A 25,699-nucleotide genomic window follows, 5' to 3' on the forward strand; every position below is an offset into this window, starting at 1 on the left:
CTCCGGATCGACCTTGGCCTCCCCGGGCTTCCGTGACTCCTTTGTACTACGTGGGCCCGATCACATCAAGACCCAATCCGCCCGCAAATGAGTTCAGCGACATTGGTAAACGCCCCGGGGAGCCCCGGTACCGGCCGGGTTGATTCGGGTGGTGGGCGTCCCAGGCCGCCGGACCCCGGATCGTCGGGTCGTCGTCATCGGGTGTTAAACCGTGAAGCGGCGCAGCAACGAATAGGTGATCGCTCCGGCGGCAAGCGCGCTGACCGCGGCGGTGGCCGCAACCGCCGCGCTCGCCGAGGCGGTGAGGCGATCGGACAGGGACACCGGCCGGGTAAACGTCAGCACCGGCCAGCCACGTGTGGTCGCCTCTTTCCGCAGGGCGCGATCGGGATTCACCACGGTGGGGTGCCCGACGGCCTCGAGCATCGGCAGGTCGGTGATCGAATCCGAATAGGCGTAGCAATGCTCCAGCCGATAACCCTCACGAACGGCCAGCTCGCGGATCGCGTGCACCTTGCCCTCACCGTAGCAATAAAACGCTACCTCCCCGGTGTACCTGCCGCCCTCGACGACCATGCGGGTCGCCAGCGCGTGGGTGGCCCCGAGCGTGCGCGCAATCGGTGCGACGACCTCTTCGCCGGAGGCCGACACCAGGACGACATCACGGCCGAACAACCGGTGCCCGGTAATCAGGTCCGCTGCTTCGGCAAAGACCAGCGGTGTGACGACGTCGTGCAGGGTCTCGTTGACGATCGACCGGACCTGCGCTACCTCCCAACCGGCACACATGTTGGTCAGATGGACGCGCATCCGGTCCATCTGGTCGTGGTCGGCGCCGGAGAGCAGGTAGATGAACTGGGCGTAGCTGGACTTGAGCACGGTGCGGCGGTTGATCAGCCCTTGATCGAAGAATGGCTTGCTGAACGCCAGCATGCTGGACTTGGCGATGATCGTCTTATCCAGATCGAAGAAGGCGGCGGCGCGGGTCTCACGAGCGCGGGACGGCTGCGGGCGTGCTGCGGGGTGGTGCTGTGCGGCCGAGTTCGAAGCGGTCACCGACCCAGCATAGGGCGGAGCCGGCGTCAGGGCGCGCGGTGCGCGGAGCTGCGGCTCACGGCGGGACCGACATGGTGGGCGGTCTTTTCGGGGTTTCGCTCGGGGCGACCGAGGTGCGCCTCCCGCGGCACGTAGCACTTGCGTCGGCCGGCGCTGTCGTGTGTATAGTAAAGATTACTCGGCCTGTGCCGAGGGTGTATCAGCCCGACCCCCCGGGGCTGATACACGACGACCCTCGCCTCCTCCCCCCCTGGCGGGGGTCGTCCCTTTTTGGTGGGTTTATCGGGTTTGCCGGGCTGATCCGGCTTATCCGGCTTATCTGGGCTATAACGTCCCCGGTGCCGTCGACGGTGGCCGGGGCTGTGGGTCCGCCCGTCGGCCACTCGCCGCGGAATCAGGTGGCCGCCGGGGGTGTCGACCGGTTCGTGCACAGATCGCGTTTCGTCCCCAAATCCCGGGTTCGGGCTGGCGGTTGGCCGGTGCGCCACCGCACCGTGGGTGGGTGAGCTCCACCGGCACCGGCGACGCGGCCGGCACCTCGGGTGTCGTGTCGGGTGTCTTGGCCGTCCTGGCCGACCCGGCGTTACGGGACGAAGTGGACCGGATCGCCGCGGCCGCCGGGGTGCGGGTGGTGCATGTCGGCGCCGGGTCACCGGGCAGGGCGGCGGTGAGCCGGAGATCCTGGTCGGCCGCGGCGGCCGTGGTGCTCGACGAGACGGCGATGGAGCGCTGCAGACACGGAGCCTTGCCACGGCGTGCTCACGTCATCGCGCTGACCCGGGGCGAACCGGCCCCGGCGAGCTGGGAGGCGGCAATCGCCGTGGGAGCCCAACGGGTTCTGCAGCTGCCCGCCCAGGAAGACCAACTGGTAGGCGAGTTCGCCGACGCCGCTGAGGCGGCGCGCGGCAGCACCCCTCGCGGCGCGGTCATCGCCGTCATCGGCGGACGCGGCGGCGCCGGTGCGTCGTTGTTCGCGGTGGCGTTGGCCCAGTTCGCCACGGACGCATTGCTGATCGACGTCGATCCCTGGGGCGGCGGTATCGAGCTGGTGGTGGGCGGTGACACCGCGCCCGGCCTGCGCTGGCCGGATCTGGCCGTGCAGGGTGGCCGGCTGAACTGGTCGGCGGTGCGTCAGGCGCTCCCGCGGCACCACGGCATCAGCGTACTCTCCGGCACCCGGAGCGGATATGAGATGGAAAGCGGGCCGGTGGAAGCCGTCGTCGATGCCGGGCGGCGCGGCGGAGTGACCGTGATCTGCGATCTTCCCCGCCGCCTGACCGAGGCCGCCCAAGCGGCGCTGTACACCGCGGATTTGGTCGTTTTGGTCAGCCCCTGTGATGTGCGGGCATGTGCCGCCACGTCAACCATCGCCCCGGTGTTATCAGCGATCAATCCGAACATCGGTCTGGTGGTGCGGGGACCGTCACCGGGTGGCCTGCGGGCTGCCGAAATCGCCGACATCGCCGGCGTGCCGTTACTGGCGTCGATGAGGGCCCAACCGCGCCTGGCTGAGCAACTAGAACACGGTGGCCTCCGGTTAGGCCGGCGTTCCGCGCTGGCGATCGCCGCTCGCCGGGTGCTCGGCATGCTGCCGCCACGACCGTCACCGAAACAGAGCGGTCGGGTGGCATGAGTGATTCACTGATCGAACGGGTGCGTGAGCGGCTGGCGGCCGAATCCGTGCCGCTACGCGCGAACGTGGTCGCCGCCGCGATCCGGGCCGAGTCCGGTGGGGTGCTCGGCGACACCGAGGTGCTGAGCCATCTTCGGGTGTTGCAGACCGAGCTGACCGGTGCCGGCATCCTTGACCCGCTGCTGTGCGCCGACGGCACCACCGACGTCCTGGTCACCGCGCCGGACTCGGTCTGGGTCGATGATGGAAACGGACTGCGGCGCAGCACGATTCGGTTTCCCAATGAAGCGGCTGTGCGGCGTTTGGCGCAGCGCCTGGCGCTGGCCGCCGGCCGTCGTCTCGACGATGCGCAACCGTGGGTGGACGGCCAGCTGACCGGCATGGGCAGCGGAGAGTTTGTGGTGCGGCTGCATGCGGTGCTGCCGCCGGTTGCGGCCGGGGGCACCTGCCTGTCGCTGCGGGTGCTGCGGCCCGCCACTCAGGATCTGGCGGCGTTGATCGCCACCGGAGCGATTGCGCCACAGGCGGCCTCGCTGCTCACCAAGTTGATCGCCGCGCGGCTGGCATTTTTGGTTTGCGGCGGCACCGGTGCGGGCAAAACCACGCTGCTGGCGGCCATGCTCGGTGCGGTTGCACCCGGTGAGCGGATTGTGTGCATCGAGGATGCCGCCGAGTTGGCGCCGCGGCATCCCCATCTGGTCAAGCTGGTTGCCCGGCGCGCCAACGTCGAAGGCGTGGGTGAGGTGACCGTGCGTCAACTGGTGCGCCAGGCGCTGCGCATGCGGCCGGACCGCATCGTGGTGGGGGAAGTCAGGGGCGCTGAAGTGGTCGATCTGCTGGCGGCGCTAAACACCGGTCACGAAGGCGGTGCGGGCACCGTCCACGCCAACAACCCCGGCGAGGTTCCCGCCCGGCTGGAGGCGCTGGGAGCCCTCGGAGGTCTCGATCGCCCCGCGCTGCATAGCCAACTCGCCGCTGCGGTCCAAGTGGTGCTGCATGTGGCGCGGGATCGAACCGGGCGCCGCAGGCTTTGCGAAATCGCCGTGCTGCGTCGATCCGGCAGCGGGCTGGTCCAGGCGGTCACAGCCTGGCATGTGGATCACGGAATTACCAGCAACGCAATAGATCTGGACCAACTACTGCGGACGCGGCCGCCCACATGAGTAACTTCGTGGCGGCCGCGTTGATGCTATCTCTGGCGCTCGTGGTCTGGCCGGGATCATCACGCCATCGGCTCATCCCGCCGCGACCAGCCCGCCCGCGAGTGCCGCCGGTTGTCGCCTGGTGCACAGCCGGATGTGCCACGGTGGCCGCGATAGCTTTGCTGTCGCTGCCAACGGTTCTCGCTGTCGGGGTTGTGGCGGTAACCGCGACGCTGCGCTGCCGCCGCCGTCGGCACCGACGACACGCAGCGCGCGAGAGCCGGGCGCTGGAAACCGCACTCGATGTTCTGGTCGGCGAACTGCGGGCCGGTGCGCATCCGGCGCACGCGTTCGCGGTGGCCGCCGACGAAGCCGGCGGAACGGTCGGGATGTGCTTTCGCACGGTCGCGGCGCGCGCCAGGCTCGGTGCCGACGTCAGCGTCGGGCTGCGTGGTGTCGCCGCAACATCAGCCCTGCCTGCCCACTGGGATCGGATCGCCGTCTACTGGCAGCTGGCCTGCGATCACGGTCTGGCGATATCTACCCTGATGCGTGCCGCACAACGGGATATCACTGAGCGGCAACGATTTACGATGCACGTGATGGCAAGAATGGCGGGCGCCCGCGCCACTGCGGCCATACTGGCGGGGCTTCCGGTGGCGGGGGTGCTGCTGGGTCAGCTGATCGGTGCGCAGCCGCTGCGTTTCCTGTTCGGCGGGGGTGCCGGAGGGTGGTTGCTGATAGCGGGACTCACGCTGGCATGCGGCGGCTTGCTTTGGTCGGACCGGATCACCGACCGGGTGGTGTCGTGAGCCGCGGTACGCCGCCCCGGAGGGGCGCAACGGGTAACGAGCGAGCGCCGGCGGGTAGCTTCTCGCCGACTGACGGGTTTGCGGGTGTGGTTGTGAAAACGTTGCAGCTCAAGGTGATACAGGAAGGGACGGTGCACCGGTGAGCACCGCAGCGCTGTTGCTGGCCATTGCGGTGTTGAGTAATTCCCGCAGCTCGATGACGAGGGCGCGCGCCGGGATGCCGGCACGTCGCAATCGGACGCCACGGCGGGCTGCGCACGTTTTGGACCCGATGGCGATGGCATCAAGCCTGGACGTGCTGGCGGTTTGCCTGGCAGCGGGCATGGCGGTGTCGGCCGCAGCGGCCGCGACGGCGCAATCCGCGCCACCGCGGCTGGGCCGGGTGTTGCGCCGAGCCGCCGAACTGTTAGCGCTGGGCGCCGACCCGGCCGTGGCGTGGTCGGCGCCGCCGGAGCCGGCCGGTTCGATCGACACCCAGACCGATGCGTTGCTGCGGCTGGCACGGCGCTCGGCGGCATCGGGGGCAGCACTCGCCGAAGGCATTGCCGGACTCGCTGCGCAGGCTCGCCAGGATGCCACCCACGCGGCCAACGCCTGCGCTGAGCGCTCCGCCGTCCTGGTTGCCGGGCCGCTCGGGTTGTGTTTTCTCCCGGCCTTCGTGTGCTTGGGCATCGTTCCGGTGGTGGCCGGGTTGGCCGGTGACGTTTTGCAATCGGGCGTGCTGTGAGTACGGATGCCGGGGTGGGCGCAACGCTTCGCGGACCGACCGCGAACGACCCTCGACGGGGTCGGGGTGATGAAGAAGGGACAAGCCATGATAGTCAACGTGTTTCGGGTCATGAGCGCGCGACTGACACTTCTGGCGGGCGACGAGTCGGGCATGTCGACGGTCGAGTACGCCATTGGGACGATCGCGGCCGCGGCCTTCGGCGCGATTCTTTACACGGTCGTCACCGGAGACTCCATTGTCTCGGCGTTGACCAAGATCATCGGCCGCGCGCTGAACACCAAGGTGTAGCCGACGATGCCGGCGCGAGCACCGTCGAGGCGGCACTGGCGATCGCCACGCTGGTGGTGGTGCTGGTGTTGTGCTTGGCGGGTCTCACCGCGGTGTCCATGCAGGTGCGCTGCGTCGACGCGGCCCGAGAGGCCGCCCGGCTGGCAGCGCGGGGCGATGACGGGTCGGCGGTTGCCGCGGCGCGCCGGATCGCGCCCGGAGGGGCGTCGGTGCAGGTGCGCCGAAACGGCGGGTTCGTCGTCGCGACGGTCACCGCGCGCTCCAGCCTGCTGCCGGAGTTGGTTATTGCTGCTCAGGGGATTTCAGTATCTGAGCTACCGCGGTGATCGCGGGTCGGCGACCGTCGTGGCGGTGGCGATGGTCGGGGTATTGCTGGGCGTTACCGGTGCCGGCGCGTACCTTGGTTCGGTCGTGGTGGCCCGTCATCGGGCGCAGGCGGCGGCCGATTTGGCCGCATTGGCCGGCGCGGCACGGCTACCAGCCGGAGCCGCGGCCGCCTGCTCCCGAGCGGCGGCGGTGGCCCGTCAGATGCGCGCCGACGACACACAGTGCGCGGTGCAAGGTCTCGACGTCGTCGTCACCGTCGAGGTAGCCGTCGCCTTCGCCGGCGCAGCGCGGGCGGCGGCGCGAGCGGGACCCGAATCCCAACGGCGAGGTCACGGCCATCGGCCAGTTTCGCCCGCGTCGGCGCTGTCACGATGTCGAACAGCAACCGACCGGCGGGCCCCGGCGTGGCGCGCCACGGTGGGGTATCCAGGTGATGAAGCGTCGGCAGAAGAGGTGCGATCTTGACCGGCGGCCTGCGCCAGTCGATAACCGCGGCCTACGAGCGCGCGCAGAACTGGACGATCGCCTCGGATCCCGGATTGCTGCGGCTGCGGATGGCCACCCGGACGACGGCCGCATTGGTGTCCGCCCTATTGATCCTTTACCTGCTGACAAAAGCGACGGGACAGCCGTTAACCGTCGCGCTGCTCGGCGTCGTCATCACCATGATCGCGGCAAGATCGGTCAACGAGCCCGATCCGCGTCGGCAGAAGATCACGATGGCGCTGCTGCCGCTGCCCGCCGCACTGGCCATCACCGCCGGTGCGCTGCTCGCGCCCCACCGGGTGGCCAGCGAGGTTGTGTTCGTGGTGATCGTGTTCGCCGCTGTCTACATCCGCCGCTTCGGCGCGCGCGGAAGGGCGCTGGGGATGGTCGCATTCATGGCGTACTTCTTCACCTTGTATCTGCGCGCCCAAACCGCCGAACTGCCGTGGCTGATCGGGGCCGTCATCGTGGGCACCCTGTGCAGTTTTGTGATGAGCGGCTACGTTCTGCCGGATCGACCCCAACGCGTGCTGCGAGCCACCATGCGGTCACTGCGTGCGCAAATGGCCATCGTCGTCGACAGCACCGCCGAGGCGCTGCGGGCCGGGCGGTTCGATGAACGGCGGCGCCATCACCTGCGGATCCGAACCGCCCGGCTCAACGAGACCGCGTTGATGGTGCAGAGCCAGATCGAAGACAAAGTCAACCCGGCCGCACTATGGCCCGGGGTCAGCGGCGAGCACCTGGCCCTGTGGCTGTTCGACGCCGAACTCACCGTCGAGCGGGTCGCCACCGCCGGTGAACGAGCCGCGGCCGTCGCCCCAGAGATACCCGCTGCCGCTCGCGCCGAACTGGCTGCGGCACTAACCCAGCTCGCGCGGGCCATCCGCGCACCGCAACCCGAGGGGCTGCGACGGGCCGCGAACCGGGCTCAGCAGCTGCTCGATCAGCCGTCCATCGCCACCGGCGACCCCGGCGGAGCCGCGGTGCGCCGCCTCGCCCTGGCGATAATCGCCACGGCGACAGCGGCTTCCGAAGTCCGCGCACTGGTCCAGCGCGCCACCACCGGCAGCACGAGCGCGCCGCCGTCGGCAGCCGCCGGCGGCGCACCGGACCAACAGGGCGGGCGGGAGCAACCGGGTCTGCGGCCAACGACCCGGCAAGCCATCCAGGTAGCCGTGGCCGCGTCGCTGGCGATCGTCGCCGGCGAGTTGGTGTCCCCGGCCCGCTGGTATTGGGCGGTGATCGCTGCGTTCGTGATCTTCGTCGGCACCAACACCTGGGCCGAAACCCTGACCAAGGGCTGGCAGCGGCTGCTCGGCACCGCGCTCGGTGTGCCCTGCGGCATGCTGATCGCCACACTGGTCTCCGGTGACACCGCCGTGTCGATCGTGTTGATCTTCGTGTGCCTGTTCTGCGCCTTCTATTTAATGCAGGCCGGCTACAGCCTGATGATCTTCTGGATCACCACGATGCTGGCACTGTTGTACGGTCTGCTCGGCGAGTTCACCGTCGACCTGCTGCTGCTGCGGGTCGAGGAGACCGCGATCGGCGCCGTCATCGGCGTCGCAGTAGCGATCCTGGTGCTGCCGAGCAACATTCGCACGGCCCTGCTCGACAATGCCCGCGCCTTTTTAACGACGCTGTCTGAGCTGATCGAGACATCCGTGGCGACCCTGTTCGGCGCCGACACGGCCACGAGCCCGACCGAGACGGCGCGTCAACTCGACCGAAACCTGCAGCAGTTCCGCGTCACTGCCAAGCCGCTGCTTGCCGGGGTCGCCGGCATGGCCGGACGGCGCAGCATCCGACGCAGCCTGCGGGTGCTCCGCGCCTGCGACCACTACGGGCGAACCCTGGCCCGCAATAGCGAACGATACGACGATGCCTCCCCGACGCTGACGGAGGCCGTCACTGCGGCCGCCGCACGGATTCGTCGCAACATCGACGTGCTGGCCACCCGCAACCGCGACCACACCGTGACCGTGATCCGTGCGACCGACTTGCTCGACACGGCAGAGACACTCGCCGGGCGCCGGGACGGCGAGCCCCAGCCGCGACCGGCTACCCGACAGCTCCTCACCGCGTTACACGCCCTGCGCCAAATCGACCGGGCGGTCGTCGCTGCCGCCATCGACCTCGGCGCCGACTACTCGTGGGGCTAACCAACCGAACTCGTTGCAAGTAAGTGATCTTTAGAGGGCGCCATTACCCAACCAACCTCATCCCCGGCTGAAAACCGGGGTCTGATCTGTTCTAGGGTCGGGCCGAGCGCGGCGTGTTCAGCAGCGGCCATCGGGTGGTGGCGTTTCTGGTGGTCGCCCGCGACAACTGCGCTCGATACGGCGGCCGCCGATGCCGGCTGCGAACCGTCCGCGTCGTGCGCCGAATACCGCATGAATCCCGTTAGTCGCAGCGGGCGGTGTCACGGCCCGTATCGTCACCGGCAGAAGACAACGGCATTGGCGAACTGGGCGAACTCGGCGCCGACGGTGGTCGCCGTTCGCGCCGAGGCTCAGTCTGAGCCACGAGCCAGCCACGCGAGCACCAGGCGTAGCACTCGGACGGCACCCGCCTTGTCCAGCGGCTCGTTGCCGTTGCCGCACTTTGGGGATTGCACGCACGACGGGCATCCGTTCGGGCATTCGCACGCCTCGATCGCCGCCGCGGTCGCACCCAGCCACACGCTTGCCTGGTGGAAGCCGCGTTCCGCGAAACCGGCCCCGCCGGGATAGCCGTCGTAGACGAAGACGGTGGGCAGCCGGGCCAGGGGATCGGGACCCGCCGCGGTGGACAGGCCACCGATGTCGCCGCGGTCACAGCTGGCCACCAGGGGCAGCAGCCCGATCGCGGCATGCTCGGCGGCGTGCAGCGATCCGGGAATCCGGGGAGCGTCCACACCGCTGAGTGCTAACGCCTCGGGGGTGATGGTGTACATCACCGCGGTGGTGGCCAGTGTGTGCGCCGGCATGTCGAGGTCGATGAAGTCGATCACCTCCCCGGTGAGCCGGCGGCGCAGGTAACCCACGACCCGGCTGGTGACCGCAACCGGGACCAGGCCCAGCGTGACCGGCCCGAACCGCCGCCGTTCGCCGGCACCGGTCACGGCGATGTCGGTGAGTTCCCGGGCGAACGTCGCATAGCCGGGGTCCTCCGCGTGCACGAAGGCGATCCCGTCTTGGGTGTTCAGCGAGTCGACGACGTAACTGTCGCCTTGATGCAGATAGACCGCCCCGGGGTGAACCGTGGCCGGCGCCTGGTTGACGCCGACACTGCCCAGCAGGCGCCCGGTGTCCGCCTCCACGATGACGATCTGGCCGCCGGTGGGGCCGCGGATGTCCACCGCGGTGTGCGGTTCTGCCCCGGGGGCGGGGAAATACCTGCCGGACCGTCGCCGCAACAACCCCTCGCCGACCAGCTCCGCCGCCACCCCCTCGGCACCGAGTTCTCGGACTTCGGCATCCTCGAGCGGCAGTTCGGTTGCCGCGCACAACAACTGGGGTCCGAGGACGTACGGGTTTCCCGGGTCGATCACCACGCGCTCGATCGGCTTGTCCAAGAGCGCGGCGGGGTGATGGACCAGATACGTGTCCAGGGGGTCATCGCGAGCGATCAGCACGATCAGCGCCTCCTGGCCGCGCCGTCCCGACCGGCCGGCCTGCTGCCAGAACGAGGTGACGGTGCCGGGAAAACCGGCCAGCACCACCGCGTCCAGTCCGGCGATATCCACGCCCAACTCCAGCGCGCTGGTGGTGGCCAGCCCGCACAGCCGGCCCTCGGCCAGGGCATGCTCCAGCGCGCTGCGGTCCTCGGCCAGATAACCCGCTCGGTAGGACGCCACCTTCTCGGCGAGCTGCGGAGCGATATCGGCCAGTCGTTCCCGGGCGCTCAGCGCGGTCAGCTCCGCACCCCGACGCGAGCGGGCGAACGTCAGCGTCCGCGCCCCCTCGGCGATCAGGTCCGCCATCACCCGTGCCGCCTCGGCACCGGCGGAGCGCCGCAGCGGCGCCCCGTTCTCCCCGGTCAGGTCGGCGCGCAGCGCGGGCTCCCACAGCGCCACCGTGCGTGCCCCTTGGGGGGAGCCGTCCTCGGTGACCTCCTCGACCGGCCGGCCGATGAGCTCGGATGCCGTCGCGCCCGGCGAGGCCGTCGTCGCGCTGGCGAAGATCACCGTCGGCGCCGCCGAATAACGCGCGCACAACCGCAACAGGCGGCGCAGCACCATCGACACATTTGAGCCGAAAATACCTCGGTAGTAATGACATTCGTCGACGACCAGAAAGCGAAGGCCGCGCAGAAAGGCGGCCCAGCGGGGGTGGTTACGCAGCATCGACAGGTGCACCATGTCGGGGTTGGAAAAAAGCCACCGGGAGCGCTCGCGAGCGAAACGGCGAACCTCTTGGGGGCTGTCCCCGTCGTACGCCGTGGGCGCCACGTCGGCCAGTCGGGGGATCGCTGCGGTCAGCGCCATCGCAGCGCGCAGCTGGTCGTGGCCGAGTGCTTTGGTCGGCGACAGGTACAGCGCCCGGGCTCTCGGATCCGTGGCCAGCGCGTTGAGAATCGGGAGTTGATAGGCCAGGGATTTTCCCGAAGCGGTGCCGGTGCTCACCACCACATGACGGCCCGCGTGGGCCAGCTCGGCGGCCTCACACTGGTGCGACCATGGCGCGGGGATTCCCCGATCGGTGAACGCCCGAACCACGTCGGGCTCGGCCCAGCCCGGCCAACCTCGTGTCCGGCCGGTTCGTGGCGGCAGTCGGGCGACATGGCGCAGCGGATGCTCGTTCGGCTCGGTCCCGGCGATCACGGCGGCGAGCAGTTTGTCGCCGAAACTCGCCATTGTTCGCCCTCCCCGCACTGGTGGCTGTCGGTGCCGGCGGAAGCGTTTCATCGAGCGCCGCCCCGCGTCATCGCCGGCCCGCACCAGAATTGTTCACCGGCCGGTTGCTGAATCGATCACCTGGGGGCTGTTGCCGACACCACGGACATGGTTGACTAATGACGGCAACAGCTTCTGTGTTCGTGTCAAACTTTCGCAGGATCGACGTTGCGGCCGTGGTTCTGGCGAGGGTTACGCCGGGTGAAGTTCCGGCGACTCCGCGCGGTATGGCGGTCACAGCGGGCCCGGTGCACCGGAGGGCGGTGCACCGCACCAGAAAGAGTAAGGAAAGATCGAGAAATGCCACAGGGAACTGTGAAGTGGTTCAACGCGGAGAAGGGGTTCGGCTTTATTGCCCCGGAGGACGGTTCGGCCGACGTGTTCGTCCACTACACGGAGATCCAGGGAACGGGCTTCCGCACCCTTGAAGAAAACCAGAGGGTCGAGTTCGAGATCGGCCACAGCCCCAAGGGGCCGCAGGCCACGAGCGTGCGCTCCATCTAACCAGCGGGCGCGAACTCAACCGGCTGATTCTGAAACCCCCGGCACGGTCGCGATTGAGGGGCTGGCCGGGGGTTTTGGTTACGGCCGGTATCGACGTACACCGCCCCCGCTGCCGCAGCGCTCCGCCCGCAGCGGGTTCACCCGTGGGGTCCGGCCGGTTCGTCGGCTTCCCGGGCCGTATCCGGGCCCGGCGGGCGTCGTCGCCGGGCGGGCCTACCGTCGGTGACGTGGGTCAGCTGTCTTTCTTCGCGGCCGAGTCGACGCCGCCCAGCGTCGCCGACCTCACCGGGGTGCTGGCCGCGTCGGGCCAGATCGTGCAGATCGGCGACGGTGCGCGGCTGTCCGTCGTGGTTGGGCAGCTGTGGCGGGCCTCCGCGCTGGCCGAGATGGTCGACGAGGCCGGCTTGGTGGCCGAGATCACCCGGACCGACGAGGACCATCCCCTGGTCCGCACCGGTGTTGACCCCCGCTTGCGCGATGTCCTCGCGCAGTGGACCCGGGGAGCGGTTAAGACCGTGCCCCCGCTGTGGCTGCCCGGGCCGCGGGCACTGCGGGCGTGGGCCCTGGCGGCCGGGACCGCGGATGCCGGCCGTTATCTGCTGGGTCTGGATCCGCGCGCTCCGCAGACCTATTCGCCGCTGGCCTCGGCGTTGATGCGGATCGGGATGGCGCCGACGCTCCTCGGTACCCGAGGCGCCCGCCCGGCGCTGCGGATCAGCGGCCGGCGCCGGTTATCGCTCCTGGTAGAACACGTGGGGGAATGCCCCGACGACTCCGAGGCGTTGTCGCAGTGGCCGCACCTGTAGCGGCTCGGGCAGTGCCCGTGCTCCCGGGGGTCGGTTTGCGTTAGCCCGTCCCGGGTGTCACATTGTCAGTTGTCCACAGGGCCGAGGGGACCACCGCGCCGGACGCCGGAGGTCATCCCGCCGGTACGGACGCAAGAGAAGTGGAGCGTAAACGCAGTGGCTGACACCGGCCGCGCCGGCGGTAAGAGCAGGCGCGCGCGGCGACTCGTCATCGTCGAGTCGCCGACCAAGGCGCGCAAATTGGCCAGTTATCTGGGGTCCGGGTATGTCGTCGAATCCTCGCGGGGGCATATTCGCGATCTGCCGCGCGCCGCCGCCGATATCCCCGCGCGGTACAAATCGGAACCGTGGGCGCGCCTCGGGGTCAACGTCGATGCCGGCTTCGAACCGCTCTACATCATCAGCCCCGACAAGAAGCGCACGGTCAGCGAGCTGAAGAACTTGCTCAAAGACGCCGATGAGCTCTATCTGGCCACCGACGGTGACCGGGAAGGTGAAGCCATCGCCTGGCATCTGCTGGAGACCCTCAAGCCGCGCGTCCCGGTCAAACGGATGGTCTTTCACGAGATCACCGAGCCGGCGATCCGGGCCGCCGCCGAACACCCGCGGGATCTGGACAACGACCTGGTCGACGCGCAGGAGACCCGCCGCATCCTGGACCGGCTGTACGGTTACGAGGTCAGCCCGGTGCTGTGGAAGAAGGTCGCGCCCAAGCTCTCAGCCGGACGGGTTCAGTCGGTGGCCACCCGCATTATCGTGCAGCGTGAGCGCGAGCGCATGGCCTTCCGCAGCGCGAGCTACTGGGACGTGGCGGTCGAACTCGACGCCAGCGTGTCCGACCCGGCCGCGCAGCCGCCCTCCTTCATGGCCCGGCTGGCCACGGTTGACGGCCTGCGGGTCGCCACCGGCCGTGATTTCGACCCGCAAGGAGCCGTACGCAAGCCCGACGAGGTGCTGGTGCTCGACGAGGCCGGCGCCGGCGCGTTGGCGGCGGGCCTGCGCGGCGCGCAGCTGACCGTGGCCTCGGCGGAGGAAAAGCCCTACACCCGCAAGCCGTATGCGCCGTTCATGACGTCGACATTGCAGCAGGAAGCCGGCCGCAAGCTGCGGTTCTCCGCGGAACGCACGATGAGCGTCGCCCAGCGGCTCTACGAGAACGGCTACATCACCTACATGCGCACCGACTCGACCACCCTGTCGGAGGCGGCGATCAGCGCCGCGCGCACCCAAGCGCGTCAACTCTACGGCGATGAGTACGTCTCCCCATCGCCGCGTCAGTACACCCGCAAAGTGAAGAACGCTCAGGAAGCCCACGAGGCCATCCGCCCCGCCGGGGAGACGTTCGCCACACCGGACGCGGTGCGCCGCGAGCTCACCGATGACGAGTTTCGGCTCTACGAGCTGATCTGGCAGCGCACGGTGGCCTCCCAGATGGCTGATGCCCGCGGCACTACGCTGAGCCTGCGGATCGCCGGTCAATCCGGAGAGCACCCGGTGGTGTTCGCCGCGAGCGGGCGCACCATCACGTTCCCCGGGTTCCTCAAGGCCTACGTGGAAACCGTGGACGAGCTGGCCGGCGGCGAGGCCGACGACGCCGAGCGACGGCTGCCGCACTTGACGGCGGGGCAGCGGCTCGGGGTCATCAGGGCGACCCCCGACGGGCATGCCACCAGCCCGCCGCCCCGATACACCGAGGCGTCGCTGGTTAAGGCGCTCGAGGAGCTGGGCATCGGTCGCCCGTCGACCTACTCCTCGATCATCAAGACCATTCAGGACCGCGGCTATGTGCACAAGAAGGGCAGCGCCCTGGTGCCGTCGTGGGTGGCGTTCGCGGTCACCGGTTTGCTCGAGCGGCATTTCGGCAGGCTCGTGGACTACGGTTTCACCGCTGCGATGGAAGACGAGCTCGATGAGATCGCTGCCGGGCATGAGCGGCGCACCAGCTTTCTCAACCACTTCTATTTCGGCGGTGAATACGGTGCGCCGAACTCGGTGGCCCGCTCCGGTGGTCTGAAAAAGCTCGTCGGCGTCAACCTCGAAGGGATCGATGCCCGAGAAGTCAACTCCATCAAGCTGTTCGATGACGCACAGGGCCGCCCAATCTATGTCCGGGTGGGCAAGAACGGGGCCTACCTGGAGCGCATGGTGGCCGGAGACGACGGGCAGCCCACCCCGCAGCGGGCCAACCTCAACGGCACGCTCACCCCCGACGAGTTGACCCTCGAGGTGGCCGAAAAGCTTTTCGCCACGCCTCAAGAGGGACGAGTCCTGGGTGTGGATCCGACGACCGGCCACCAGATCGTCGCCAAAGACGGCCGCTACGGCCCGTATGTCACCGAGATCCTGCCGGAGGAACCGGAGCAGGGGTCCGCGGTCGGGCAGCGCAAGAAGCCCAAACCGCGTACCGCTTCACTGCTGCGGAGCATGGACGTCAAGACCATCACGCTCGACGACGCGCTGAAACTGCTGTCGCTGCCCAGGGTGGTCGGTGTCGATCCGGGCACCGGTGAGGAGATAACCGCGCAAAACGGCCGTTACGGTCCGTATCTCAAGCGCGGCAATGACTCTCGCTCGCTGGCAACCGAGGATCAGATATTTACTATCACGCTCGAGGAAGCGCTGAAGCTCTACGCCGAGCCGAAACGCCGGGGCCGGCAAAGCGTGTCGGCGGCTCCGCTGCGTGAGCTGGGGGCTGACCCGGAGTCCGGCAAACCGATTGTGATCAAAGAAGGCCGGTTCGGTCCGTATGTCACCGATGGTGAGACCAACGCGAGTTTGCGCGCGGGTGACGACGTGTCGGCTCTCACCGTCGAGCGTGCCGCGGAACTGCTGGCCGACCGGCGGGCCCGGGGTCCGGCCAAGGCACCCGCCAAGAAGGCAGGCCGCAAAGCGCCGGCGAAAAAAACCGGCGGCCGCTAGCTTAGCTAGGTGACCTGGCTGGAGAGCTCTTCGGGGGCGGCGAGGCGCACCGGTCGGGCCAACTGGGTGGGCACCGTTCGTCCGCGTAATTCGACGACTTCCCCGACATTCCAGCACAGCGCCTCGGAGTCCAGTGCGCGACTGACGGCGATGGCCGAGGCCAGTACGTGGCCCTCCTCGAGCTTGGCCAGCTCGGTGAGCCGAGCGGCCTCGTTGACCGGGTCACCGATGACGGTGTATTCGAAACGGGCTTGCGCGCCGATGTGGCCGGCGATAGCGCGACCGGCCGACACCCCGATGCCGAAGTCCGCCGATCCGATCACCGGGAGCAGGGCGTCGTGCAGCTCACGGGCGGCTGCCAGTGCCGCGCCGGAGGCGTCCGGGTGTTCGATGGGCGCGCCGAAAATCGCCAGCGCGGCATCGCCCTGGAATTTGTTGACGAAACCGCCGTGTCGCCCGACGGTGTCCACCACCACCCGGAAGAACTCGTTGAGCAGGTTGACGACCTCGGCGGGAGGTCGTGTGGCGGCCAGCTGGGTAGAGCCCACCAGGTCGACGAATAGCACCGCGACGTCGCGCTCCCGCCCGCCCAATTCGGTGCCGCGCTCTAATGCCCGGCGCGCGACGTCTTCACCGACGTAGCGGCCGAACAGGTCGCGCAACCGCTGGCGTTCGGCCAGGTCGCGCACCATGTCGTTGAAGCCGGCCTGCAGCATACCCAGTTCGCTGGCGTCATAGATCTGCATGTGTGCGTTGTAGTTGCCGCGCTGCACCTCGCCGAGGGCCCAGCGCAGCTGCCGCAGCGGGTCGGCGATTGACATGGCCGCCAGCAAGGTGCTGATCAGTCCGATGACCAACGCGGCCAGCGCCATCAGCAGGATCGGGGTGAACAGCTTCTCGGGTGCCGCACGCAGCAGCGAAGCTTTGTCGGCCACCACCGCGAGGACGATCCCCAGCAGCGGCACACCGGTGGATAACGCCCAGGTCAGCATCTGGCGCAGAATGACACCGGGAGCCCGGACGTTCTCCGGCACACCGCCACGCAGGGCGGCGACGGCCACCGGGCGCAGCACCCGCTCGGACTGCAAGTAGCCGATGATCGCGGTGGCGGTGGCGGCCAGGGCGGTCGCGACCGCCACCACCGGCGCCGCGTGCTTGGCCACCGGCCAGCTGGCGATGATGAACGCCACCCCGCCGACAAACCAGTACCCCAGGCTGATCAGTGTGCGGTAGAAGGGCATCCGCAGCGCCCGGATCCGGGCCAGCTCGGTCGTCGCGGGGTCGGCGTCATCGAGCAGCCCGTCGCGCCGCTGCCAGCGGAAGACCGGCACCAGCAGCCGTACGCTGATCGAAAACCCGGTGGCCCACAGCGCAATCACCACCAGGGCGAAGATCGCCAGGTTGGTGCGGGGCAGATCCTGCAGCTCGACCCGATCCTCCGGCGGCAGGCCGTAGCGCAAGAACCCGAGCACCAGCAAAGCGCCGATGATGTCGGCCTGCATCATGCTCAGCGAGAACACCGGCCACGGGGTACGCACCAGCCACCGGAGGAATCCACCGATCCGCCGGGGAAGTGCCGTTACGGTGCTCACCAGCCCACCGTATCGGTCGGCGGGGAGGTAGCGGGACGAACCGGTGCCCCAAATCGGGGATTGCTCATCATCGGGGTGTATCGGCATGACAGGCTACCGTTGGCGGTGATGTCCGGCGTCTTTTCGCGGTTGGTCGGCCAGGAACCAGTTGTAGCCGACCTGGTCGCCGCGGCGCAGTTAGCGCGGGGTGATTCAGCTCACAGCGCGGCGGTTACCGGCGCCATGACGCATGCCTGGCTGATCACCGGCCCGCCCGGGTCGGGGCGATCGGTCGCGGCGTTGTGTTTCGCCGCCGCGCTGCAATGCACGTCACCCGACGTGGTGGGGTGCGGCCGGTGTCGGGCCTGTGCGACGACGATGGCGGGCACGCACGCCGATGTGCGCCGGGTGATCCCGGAGGGCCTATCCATCGGCGTGGACGAGATGCGCGCCATCGTGCAGAGCGCGTCCCGGAGGCCGACTACCGGACGCTGGCAGATCGTGCTGATCGAGGACGCCGACCGGCTGACCGAAGGCGCGGCGAACACCCTGCTCAAGATCGTCGAGGAACCGCCCCCGTCGACGGTGTTCCTGCTGTGCGCCCCGTCGGTGGATCCCGACGACATCGCGATCACGCTGCGGTCCCGGTGCCGGCATGTGGCGCTGGTGACCCCATCCCCGGCGGCGATCGCGCGGGTGCTGGTCGAGGACGACGGCATGGACGCCGACACGGCGAACTGGGCGGCGTCGGTCAGCGGGGGCCATGTGGGGCGCGCCCGACGGCTGGCCACCGACCCGCAAGCCCGGGCCCGGCGGGAGCGCGCCCTGGACCTGGTCGGTGACGCCACGATACCGGCGCGGGCCTACGCGGCCGCCGAAGGGCTGGTGGCCGCCGCCGAGGCCGAAGCGCAGGCGCTGACCGCGGAGCGGGCCGAGTCCGAAACCGCGGAATTGCGCACGGCGCTGGGAGCCGGGGGCAGCGGTCGGGGCACCGCCGGGGTGGTGCGCGGCGCCACCGGAGCGATCCGGGACCTGGAGCGGCGCCAAAAATCTCGTCTGACCCGGGCCTCGCGTGATGCGCTGGACCGCGCGCTGATCGACTTGGCGACCTATTTCCGGGATGCCCTGCTGGTGGCGGCGAACGCCGGCCCGGTGCGGCCCAACCACCCGGACATGACCGAGCGGGTGGCTGCGTTGGCCGCGCACGCCTCCCCCGAGCGGCTGCTGTGCTGCATCGAGGCGGTGCTTCAGTGCCGCGAGGCGTTGGCCGCCAACGTCAAACCCAAGTTCGCGGTCGACGCCCTGGTCGCCACGCTCGGCCAGGCGCTGGCGGCTAGCCGGGTTGGGGAAGCGTCCCGTTCTGCCGTAGACTCGGGTGCCGCCCGGGGCGCGCCACCTTAGCTCAGTCGGCAGAGCGGCTCACTCGTAATGAGCAGGTCAACGGTTCGATTCCGTTAGGTGGCTCGGCGTGACGAATCCCACCGGTCCGGACGCGAGGCAGAGCGTCAGCGCGGCGGTGTTGGCGCGGACGTCGATCGCGTTGCCCGCACCCGGCAGCCGGACGTAGACCCGGTTGAGTCCGGGGTGTACCGGAACTTTCACCCGGGGCCCCTCGGCCAGCGACACCGTCATCGAACCGTCGCTGTTGGCCAGGTAGTTGAACTCGGCGGTCCACTCCGCGGGCAGCAGCGGTCCGTCGAGAGCCAAACGCACCGCGATATCGGGTTGGACAAAATATCCGCACCGCGGCGTGGGTCCCGGCACGATCGTTCGTACCCAGGCCACCCTCGCGTCGACCAGCCGGCCCGCACTGTCAAGCATTCGCAATTGCGTTGTTGCGGAGGCGAATTCCGGTCGGCTGCGGAGTAGCGCGAACATGTGGCTGGCGAGGTTTTCCGGTCGGGCGACCCGCCCCAGCACCAGCGGATCGACCTCCTGGTCCAGCAGCGGAGCGGTCGAAGCCGCGTATGCGGCGGCTAAACTACGCCGCGCGTGCTGCAGATAGGGCTGCGCGGGGTTATCGCGCCAGGAGGCCAGAAACGTCGCCGTCGAATACAGGCTGCTGGCCACGAACGCCACCGCCAAACCCGTTGCCACCACGGTGTGTGACGCGAGCGGGTCCAGCCACCGCTTCAGTCGTCCGTTGGACGGGCGACTTGGCGCGCAGCACCCCACGGCCGCCAGCAGCGCCAGCACCACCACCAGGTCGGGGAAATAGCGCAAGGTCTGGGCCAGCTCGAGCGCGGTGAATTTGGAAGACCGCATCAGATAAATCGGCACCTGGCAGGCGACCGCGTAGCCCGCGGCCGTCAGCCACACCAGACCGATGCGCTGTTTGCGCACCAGCGAGAGCGCCACCGCAGCGCCCAGCACCAGCCAGCCGAGCGCTCGCACCAGCGGCGGTGGCGTGGCCCACGGTGAGGCCGGCGCCCAGCGGTCCCAGGCCCACGGCCCGCCGGCCAGCCCCGGCACGATCCCGTGGGTGACCGAGCGGCGCAGCAGGTTCCACGTCATCGACAGATCCGAGCTCCACCGCTGCTGGTCCACGGCAATGAGGTACACCACGACCCACCCGGCGGTCAGCGCCAGCGACGCCGTCCACAACCGCGCGCCGGATCGCCACACGGTTCGCAGCGCACGCCGGTCCCCGTGCACGTGGTGCAGCAGCACGGTCACCGTGAAGGCGACGAACGGGATCACCGCGGCCTTCTCGAAAAAGAGCAGCCCGCCGCAGTAGACCAGCGCGCCGGTCATCGCGTAGCGCTGGTCGCCGGTGCGCACCAGCAGGATGGCGTCGGCGCACACCCAGGCCAGCGCCGCCAGCATGGGCAGCGAGTTCAGGGCCGCCGCCCACCATGCGAATCCCGGTATCGCCAGCGGGGTAAACAACGCGAAGGTCAACGGCACCAGCAGCACCGGGCGCCAGCCCAGGATCACCTGCAGCGCCCGCAGCAGCGCGAGCGAGGCCAGCAGCGCCAGGGCCAGCAGGGTGATCGCCGGTGCGGTCCAGTCCAGGGGGGCCAGTCGGGTGATCACCCCCGCCAGCAGGTACGCCCCCGGCATCAGGTGGCCGTCGTGGTCATCGAACAGGTACGACGGCGACAGCAGCCCGTGGGTGCCCGCCCGGCCGACGAGGATCAGGTCGTCCCAGTAAAAGTAACCACCGAAGGCCAGCACCGCGCGGATCACCAGTTGCACCGCGATCAGCGCAACCGCGGCCACGGCGACCCCCGGCGCGCGCGCCGCGGGGGTGGGGCGGGCGGTGACGTCACGCCGGTGCGTCGCGGCGGTCATAGACCCTTCTTACCGGGACCCTTCTTACCGGGACCCTTCTTACCGGGACCCTTCTTGCCGGGACCCTTCTGACCGGCACCGCCGCAGCGCAGGAGCCGGCGGGAAACGCCGGTATGGTGGGCCGGTGCGCGCACTGGTCACCGGGGCAGCCGGATTTATCGGGTCGACGCTGGTCGATCGCCTGCTGGCCGACGGTCACTGGGTGGCGGGCCTGGACAACTTCGCGACCGGTCGCGCCAGCAACCTGGAACATCTGGCCGGCACCCCGCGGTTCGTCTTCGTCGAGGCGGATATCGTCACCGCCGATCTGCGGGCGATCCTCGACCAGTACCGGCCCGAAGTGGTGTTTCATCTGGCCGCCCAGATCGACGTGCGCCGCTCGGTTGCCGACCCGCAATTCGACGCCTCGGTCAATGTCGTCGGGACCATTCGGCTCGCCGAAGCCACGCGGCAAACGCACGTCCGCAAGATCGTGCACACCTCGTCGGGGGGATCGATCTACGGTCGCCCGCCGACGTACCCGACCAGCGAGACCGCACCCGTCGACCCGGTGTCGCCGTATGCCGCGGGCAAAATCGCGGGCGAAATCTACCTCAACACGTTTCGTCATCTCTATGGTCTGCAATGCTCGCATATCGCACCGGCCAACGTTTACGGCCCGCGCCAAGATCCGCACGGGGAAGCCGGGGTGGTGGCGATTTTCGCCCAGGCGCTGCTATCCGGAAGGCCCACCAAGATATTCGGTGACGGTTCCAACACCCGTGACTATGTCTACGTCGATGACGTGGTGGAGGCGTTCATCCGGGCTTCCGGCACCGAGGGCGACGGGCAGCGTTTCAACATCGGCACTGGCGTGGAAACCTCTGACCGCCAACTGCATTCAGCGGTAGCTGCCGCGGTGGGGGCGTCCGATGAACCGGAGTTCCACCCGCCGCGGCTGGGCGACCTGAGGCGCTCCTGTCTGGATATCGCGCTGGCAGAACGGGTTTTGGGCTGGCGCCCGCAGGTTCAACTCGGGGAGGGTATACGGCGGACGGTGGAGTATTTTCGGGGCCAACTCGATCCCGGCAGCGGCCGCGCGGGTTCGGCGCGGCACTGGTAAGGTCCCGTCTCGGCGGTGTCTCGCCGGTTTAGGGTGATCCTTTTCGGATGCAGGGCAACCGCTCGGCGACCTCCGGATGGTGCCGGCAAAGGCCGGGCAGATTTCCGTTCGGTGATCGTTCGCACCCAAGGGCGCGTTGTGACCCCACAACATCCGGCCCGCTACCGCCGGCTTCGGGGGGACGTAGACTATGAAAGACGTGACCCGTCGTCGAGCCAAATAAGCCAAAAGCCGATAAGCAGAATGCTCCCCGAAAGTCAGCCAATTAGTCAAATGATGCGCCGGTGCGTGCGGTGCATCACCGTTTGACCGATGGTGATGTCGATGTCGGGTGCGTGCCTGCGGGTGGTGTGGGACGCTCCCGACTCGGTGTCACCACAGGTCAGCACGCTATGTTAAGGAGGCCCTAAAAGATGAGCGCACCGCGTCCCGTCAAGACGCGCAGTGAAGGCCAGTGGGCACTCGGTGAGCGTGAGCCGCTCAATGAAACCGAGCAATTCAAGAGGGATGACGCGCCGCTTAACGTGCGGGAACGCATCCTCAACATTTATGCGAAGCAGGGTTTTGACAGCATCGACAAGACGGACCTGCGTGGCCGCTTCCGCTGGGCGGGGCTTTACACCCAGCGTGAGCAAGGCTATGACGGTACCTGGACCGGCGACGAGCACATCGACACCATCGAAGCCAAGTACTTCATGATGCGGGTGCGCTCCGATGGCAAGCCGTTGTCCGCCAACGCGCTGCGCACTCTGGGTGAGATCTCGAAAGAGTTCGCCCGCGACACCGCCGATATCGGTGATCGGGAGAATGTGCAATTCCACTGGATCGAGATCGAGAACGTTCCCGAGATCTGGCGGCGGCTGGAGGCGGTGGGTTTGCAGACCACGATGGCTTGCGGTGACTGCCCCCGCGGGATCCACGGCTCACCGCTGGCCGGGGAATCGCTTGACGAGGTGCTTGACCCCACACCGGCGATCGAGGAAATCGTGCGGCGCTTTATCGGCAATCCCGACTACGCCAATCTGCCGCGCAAGTACAAGACCGCGATATCGGGTCTGCAGGATGTTTCCCACGAGACCCACGACGTCGCGTTCATCGGCGTCAACCATCCCGAGCACGGCCCCGGAATGGATCTGTGGGTGGGGGGAGGCTTGTCCACCAACCCGATGCTGGCCCAGCGGGTCGGCGTGTGGGTGCCGCTGGAGGAGGTGCCCGACGTCTGGGAGGCGGTGACGAAGATCTTCCGTGACTACGGGTACCGCCGGCTGCGTTCCAAGGCGCGGATGAAATTCCTGATCAAAGACTGGGGCGTGGCAAAGTTCCGGGACGTGCTGGAAACCGAATACCTCGGCCGCAAGCTCATCGACGGTCCCGCCCCGGAGCCGATCACCCACCCGATCGATCACGTGGGGGTGCAGCGGCTGAAAAACGGGCGCAACGCCGTCGGTGTCGCGCCCATCGCCGGGCGGGTGTCGGGCACCATTTTGACCCAGGTGGCCGAGCTGATGCAGCGCGCCGGCTCGGACCGGGCGCGGTTTACCCCGTACCAGAAACTGGTGATTTTGGACGTGCCCGACGACGCGCTAGAGGAGCTGGTGGCCGGACTGGACGCGCTGGGTTTGCCGTCACGACCTTCGCCCTGGCGGAAAAACCTGATGGCCTGCACCGGTATCGAGTACTGCAAGCTGTCGTTCGCGGAAACCCGGGGCCGCGCCCAGGGGCTGGTTCCCGAGCTCGAGCAGCGCCTGGCGGACATCAACGGCCGGCTTGACGTGCCGATCTCGGTGCACATCAACGGTTGCCCGAACTCCTGCGCCCGCATTCAGGTCGCCGACATCGGCTTTAAGGGCCAAATGGTCGATGACGGGCAGGGGAACCCGGTGGAAGGCTTTCAGGTGCACCTGGGCGGCGGTCTCGGGCAGGACAGCGGCTTCGGCCGTAAGCTGCGCCAGCACAAGGTGTTCAGCCACGAGCTCGGTGACTACGTCGAGCGGGTGGTGCGCAACTTCCTCAACGACCGCCAACCCGGGGAACGCTTCGCCCAGTGGGCGATGCGCGCCGAGGAAGCGTTACTGCGATGAGCGATCCGCTGGCCGCAGCGCTGTGCGGTCGGGGGCGCTCGACAACCGCATCCGGGCGGCACGCTTCATGAGCACCCTGGTGCTGACCGCGCACGGCAGCAAAGATCTCCGCTCGGCCGCCAACGCGCGCGCCCTGGCCGGCCGGCTGGCCCGGATGCGGCCCGACCTTGAGGTGCGGGTCGCGTTTTTGGAGCAAAACCTGCCCAGCCTGCACAGTGTGCTTACCGGGCTGGCGGATACCCCCCGAACGGTGGTGTCGCCGTTGCTGCTGGCCAGCGCCTACCATGCGCGCTTGGACATTCCCAAACAGATCGCCCGTGCCGGGGCGCAGGGTGTGCGGCAAGCCGACGTGCTCGGTGAGGACGATCGGCTGGTCGCGGTGCTGCGCGAGCGGCTTTTCGGGTTGGGTGTCTCCGACCGCGACAGCGCATTGGGTGTGCTGGTGGTTGCGATCGGGTCATCCGATGCGGCGGCAAACGCGCGGAGCGCGACGGTAGCGGCCAAGCTGGCGGCGGATACCCGCTGGGCCGGCGCCGCACTGGCCTTTGCCACCGGGCCCGAGCCGTCGCTGGCGCAGGCCAGCGAGCAGCTGCGCCGCCGGGGTGCCCGCCGGCTGGTGATCGCGCCCTGGTTTTTGGCGCCCGGACGGGTGATCGACCGGATCCGGGCCTACGCGCACGACGCCGGCATCGCAATGGCACCCCCCTTGGGGGCGCACCGCCTGGTGGCCGAAACCGTGCTCGATCGCTTCGAGCATGCGGTGGCAACCCGGGCCGTCGCCTAACTCCCGTTCATCGACGTCGCCGCAGCCAAGCGGGCAAGCCGTCACCCGCCTGCGGGGAAAATCTAACTCCGCCTGGGAGCGTGGGCCGTCCTATTTGCGGGTTGGGGCTTTGCGGGGCGGGATGGGCGATCCGGCGGCGCGCACAGCCGCAGCTGCCTCAGTAGGTTTCGGACGGCACCGGGGGGCGGGGTACGCCCGCCGGCCCAGATCGCCCGGAACCGCCGCCGCAGGTTCAGCTCGGGAACGGCGATGGCCCGTAGCCGGCCGGCGGCCAGGTCGTCGGCCACTGCCAGCCGGCTCATGACCGCGGGTCCAGCACCGGCGAGGACTGCGGCGCGCATAGCCGCGGCGGATGACAATTCCAGTATCGGTGGTGCCAGCTGAATTTCGTCGCCCAGCGCACGGCGTAACGCCAATGTGAAGGAATCCCTTATTCCCGAACGTGGTTCGCGCATCACAAAGGGTGTTTGCGCGAGTTCGGCAGCACTTACAACGCGTGATCGCCTGGCCCACTGGTGGTTCGGCGGTACGACGACTACGAGTTCGTCGTGTGCTACCACACAGCTACCTAATCCTTTGGGCGGCCCGGGGTTTTCAACGAATCCGAGATCTGCCGTGCCATCACGGACCGAAGCGATGGCCTTGTCGCTGTTGGTAGCGGTCAGAATGACTTCGGGCACCGTATCGCCACGCCGCGCGGCAGCGGCCTGCAACGACACCAGCCACTGCGGCATGAGTTGTTCGGCGATGGTCTGGCTGGCCACCACCTTGATGCGCTGACGGCTTTTGGTACGCAGCGAACCCAAGGCCGCGTCGACCTCATGGGCGACTTCGACCAGGCGTGCCGACCACTCGGCGACGAGGACTCCCGCAGGTGTGAGTTTCGTGCCCCGCGTGCTCCTGGCGGCCAGTGCGACTCCGACCTGCGTCTCCATCGATGTCAACCGCGCCGAAACAGCCTGCTGTGTCAACCCCAGTTCCCGGGCGGCCGCACCGAGACTTCCGGTCCTCGCAATCGCCAGAAATATTTCGAACGACGCAAGTTCGGGCATGCGAGAGCTGAGCGTCATGCGTGATCTCACCCACAAATGAGCGTTGTGTGCGGTGCACCGGTTTTAGCCGCCATCATAAAGGATGCCGCAGTCAAGTCAGATTCTGGCAGGACGAAACACAATGGTCGTTTGTGACTCCACAATCGTGCGACCGCTACCCGCGACATCGCAAAAAGAGAACCATGAGAAGCATGACACGCCCAATTGACGAGACGCCCCGTGCGCGCCGGAAC

Annotated in this window: 18 protein-coding genes, 1 tRNA gene and 2 pseudogenes; 16 read left to right on the forward strand and 5 right to left on the reverse strand. The window is 68.4% G+C overall.

The window, feature by feature from the left end; genetic code table 11:
- Nucleotides 1–204: 204 nt before the first annotated feature.
- Nucleotides 205–978, reverse strand: a pseudogene (locus tag QJR12_RS04295) (HAD-IB family hydrolase); the annotation flags it as partial.
- Between the two features lie 637 nt (nucleotides 979–1,615).
- Here QJR12_RS04295 and ssd point away from each other — a divergent pair.
- From ssd to QJR12_RS04335, 8 genes are all read left to right on the forward strand, one after another.
- On the forward strand, nucleotides 1,616–2,689 hold the full coding sequence (gene ssd / locus QJR12_RS04300; RefSeq protein WP_300579623.1) for a septum site-determining protein Ssd: 1,074 nt from the start codon (nucleotides 1,616–1,618) through the stop codon (nucleotides 2,687–2,689).
- A complete protein-coding gene (locus tag QJR12_RS04305; RefSeq protein ID WP_300579473.1) occupies nucleotides 2,686–3,852 on the forward strand; it encodes a TadA family conjugal transfer-associated ATPase in 1,167 nt (388 codons plus the stop codon). Before ssd ends, QJR12_RS04305 begins: the two co-directional genes overlap by 4 nt.
- Entirely contained in the window at nucleotides 3,849–4,643 is a 795-nt protein-coding gene (locus QJR12_RS04310; protein ID WP_300579474.1) for a type II secretion system F family protein, read from the forward strand. The genes QJR12_RS04305 and QJR12_RS04310 overlap by 4 nt, the downstream gene beginning before the upstream one ends.
- Nucleotides 4,644–4,782: 139 nt before the next feature.
- Nucleotides 4,783–5,370, forward strand: a complete 588-nt coding sequence (locus QJR12_RS04315) for a type II secretion system F family protein (protein ID WP_300579475.1) — start codon at nucleotides 4,783–4,785, stop codon at nucleotides 5,368–5,370.
- Nucleotides 5,371–5,457: 87 nt separating this feature from the next.
- Nucleotides 5,458–5,661: a DUF4244 domain-containing protein gene (locus tag QJR12_RS04320; RefSeq protein WP_300579476.1), complete on the forward strand. Its 204-nt coding sequence runs from the start codon at nucleotides 5,458–5,460 to the stop codon at nucleotides 5,659–5,661.
- A gap of 35 nt (nucleotides 5,662–5,696) precedes the next feature.
- Nucleotides 5,697–5,987 (forward strand): TadE family type IV pilus minor pilin, encoded by a 291-nt coding sequence (locus QJR12_RS04325; protein WP_300579624.1) that lies wholly within the window; start codon nucleotides 5,697–5,699, stop codon nucleotides 5,985–5,987.
- A complete protein-coding gene (locus QJR12_RS04330) occupies nucleotides 5,947–6,453 on the forward strand; it encodes an Rv3654c family TadE-like protein (protein WP_366526287.1) in 507 nt (168 codons plus the stop codon). The genes QJR12_RS04325 and QJR12_RS04330 overlap by 41 nt, the downstream gene beginning before the upstream one ends.
- 89 nt (nucleotides 6,454–6,542) lie before the next feature.
- On the forward strand, nucleotides 6,543–8,639 hold the full coding sequence (locus QJR12_RS04335) for an FUSC family protein (protein ID WP_300579625.1): 2,097 nt from the start codon (nucleotides 6,543–6,545) through the stop codon (nucleotides 8,637–8,639).
- Between the two features lie 350 nt (nucleotides 8,640–8,989).
- Here QJR12_RS04335 and QJR12_RS04340 read toward each other — a convergent pair whose 3' ends face one another.
- Nucleotides 8,990–11,314: a DEAD/DEAH box helicase gene (locus tag QJR12_RS04340; RefSeq protein ID WP_300579477.1), complete on the reverse strand. Its 2,325-nt coding sequence runs from the start codon at nucleotides 11,312–11,314 to the stop codon at nucleotides 8,990–8,992.
- Nucleotides 11,315–11,653: 339 nt separating this feature from the next.
- Between QJR12_RS04340 and cspA the strand changes: the two genes are divergently transcribed.
- The 3 genes from cspA (at nucleotide 11,654) to topA (ending at nucleotide 15,582) form a co-directional block, all read left to right on the forward strand.
- Nucleotides 11,654–11,857: a cold shock protein CspA gene (gene cspA / locus QJR12_RS04345; RefSeq protein ID WP_213441437.1), complete on the forward strand. Its 204-nt coding sequence runs from the start codon at nucleotides 11,654–11,656 to the stop codon at nucleotides 11,855–11,857.
- Nucleotides 11,858–12,084: 227 nt separating this feature from the next.
- Nucleotides 12,085–12,663, forward strand: coding sequence for a hypothetical protein (locus QJR12_RS04350; protein WP_300579478.1), 579 nt, complete (start codon nucleotides 12,085–12,087; stop codon nucleotides 12,661–12,663).
- Nucleotides 12,664–12,819: 156 nt separating this feature from the next.
- A complete protein-coding gene (gene topA, locus QJR12_RS04355) occupies nucleotides 12,820–15,582 on the forward strand; it encodes a type I DNA topoisomerase (protein WP_300579479.1) in 2,763 nt (920 codons plus the stop codon).
- Nucleotides 15,583–15,587: 5 nt separating this feature from the next.
- On the opposite strand, the gene QJR12_RS04360 is transcribed toward topA, so the two are convergent.
- Nucleotides 15,588–17,261: an adenylate/guanylate cyclase domain-containing protein gene (locus QJR12_RS04360; RefSeq protein WP_300579480.1), complete on the reverse strand. Its 1,674-nt coding sequence runs from the start codon at nucleotides 17,259–17,261 to the stop codon at nucleotides 15,588–15,590.
- A gap of 21 nt (nucleotides 17,262–17,282) precedes the next feature.
- On the opposite strand from QJR12_RS04360, the gene QJR12_RS04365 reads away from it, so the two are divergent.
- Nucleotides 17,283–18,554, forward strand: a complete 1,272-nt coding sequence (locus tag QJR12_RS04365) for a DNA polymerase III subunit delta' (RefSeq protein ID WP_300579481.1) — start codon at nucleotides 17,283–17,285, stop codon at nucleotides 18,552–18,554.
- Nucleotides 18,545–18,617 (forward strand) — tRNA-Thr (locus tag QJR12_RS04370). The genes QJR12_RS04365 and QJR12_RS04370 overlap by 10 nt, the downstream gene beginning before the upstream one ends.
- Here QJR12_RS04370 and QJR12_RS04375 read toward each other — a convergent pair.
- A complete protein-coding gene (locus QJR12_RS04375; protein WP_300579482.1) occupies nucleotides 18,591–20,447 on the reverse strand; it encodes a hypothetical protein in 1,857 nt (618 codons plus the stop codon). The two genes, QJR12_RS04370 and QJR12_RS04375, sit on opposite strands and share 27 nt — an antisense overlap.
- A 124-nt stretch (nucleotides 20,448–20,571) precedes the next feature.
- Here QJR12_RS04375 and QJR12_RS04380 point away from each other — a divergent pair, with 124 nt between their 5' ends.
- From QJR12_RS04380 to QJR12_RS04390, 3 genes are all read left to right on the forward strand, one after another.
- Nucleotides 20,572–21,549 (forward strand): NAD-dependent epimerase/dehydratase family protein, encoded by a 978-nt coding sequence (locus QJR12_RS04380; RefSeq protein WP_300579483.1) that lies wholly within the window; start codon nucleotides 20,572–20,574, stop codon nucleotides 21,547–21,549.
- 413 nt (nucleotides 21,550–21,962) lie between these two features.
- Nucleotides 21,963–23,630 carry a nitrite/sulfite reductase gene (locus QJR12_RS04385; protein ID WP_300579484.1) on the forward strand — a complete coding sequence of 556 codons (1,668 nt, stop codon included), beginning with the start codon at nucleotides 21,963–21,965 and terminating at the stop codon, nucleotides 23,628–23,630.
- A gap of 67 nt (nucleotides 23,631–23,697) precedes the next feature.
- Nucleotides 23,698–24,414: a sirohydrochlorin chelatase gene (locus QJR12_RS04390; RefSeq protein ID WP_300579485.1), complete on the forward strand. Its 717-nt coding sequence runs from the start codon at nucleotides 23,698–23,700 to the stop codon at nucleotides 24,412–24,414.
- Nucleotides 24,415–24,572: 158 nt separating this feature from the next.
- Here QJR12_RS04390 and QJR12_RS04395 read toward each other — a convergent pair.
- Nucleotides 24,573–25,484: pseudogene (locus QJR12_RS04395) on the reverse strand (LysR family transcriptional regulator); the annotation flags it as partial.
- Nucleotides 25,485–25,699 lie beyond the last annotated feature (215 nt).

Origin of the sequence: Mycobacterium sp., from assembly GCF_029961025.1 — a bacterium.
Classification (GTDB): Bacteria; Actinomycetota; Actinomycetes; order Mycobacteriales; family Mycobacteriaceae; genus Mycobacterium.

Coding starts and splice junctions, on each gene's coding strand:
- QJR12_RS04340 (WP_300579477.1), bottom strand. CDS start 11,314: ATGGCGAGTTTCGGCGACAAACTGCTCGCCGCCGTGATCGCCGGGACC.
- QJR12_RS04375 (WP_300579482.1), bottom strand. CDS start 20,447: ATGACCGCCGCGACGCACCGGCGTGACGTCACCGCCCGCCCCACCCCC.
- QJR12_RS04390 (WP_300579485.1), top strand. CDS start 23,698: ATGAGCACCCTGGTGCTGACCGCGCACGGCAGCAAAGATCTCCGCTCG.
- cspA (WP_213441437.1), top strand. CDS start 11,654: ATGCCACAGGGAACTGTGAAGTGGTTCAACGCGGAGAAGGGGTTCGGC.
- QJR12_RS04365 (WP_300579481.1), top strand. CDS start 17,283: ATGTCCGGCGTCTTTTCGCGGTTGGTCGGCCAGGAACCAGTTGTAGCC.
- QJR12_RS04360 (WP_300579480.1), bottom strand. CDS start 17,261: ATGCCGATACACCCCGATGATGAGCAATCCCCGATTTGGGGCACCGGT.
- QJR12_RS04335 (WP_300579625.1), top strand. CDS start 6,543: ATGGCCACCCGGACGACGGCCGCATTGGTGTCCGCCCTATTGATCCTT.
- QJR12_RS04310 (WP_300579474.1), top strand. CDS start 3,849: ATGAGTAACTTCGTGGCGGCCGCGTTGATGCTATCTCTGGCGCTCGTG.
- QJR12_RS04320 (WP_300579476.1), top strand. CDS start 5,458: ATGATAGTCAACGTGTTTCGGGTCATGAGCGCGCGACTGACACTTCTG.
- QJR12_RS04305 (WP_300579473.1), top strand. CDS start 2,686: ATGAGTGATTCACTGATCGAACGGGTGCGTGAGCGGCTGGCGGCCGAA.
- QJR12_RS04385 (WP_300579484.1), top strand. CDS start 21,963: ATGAGCGCACCGCGTCCCGTCAAGACGCGCAGTGAAGGCCAGTGGGCA.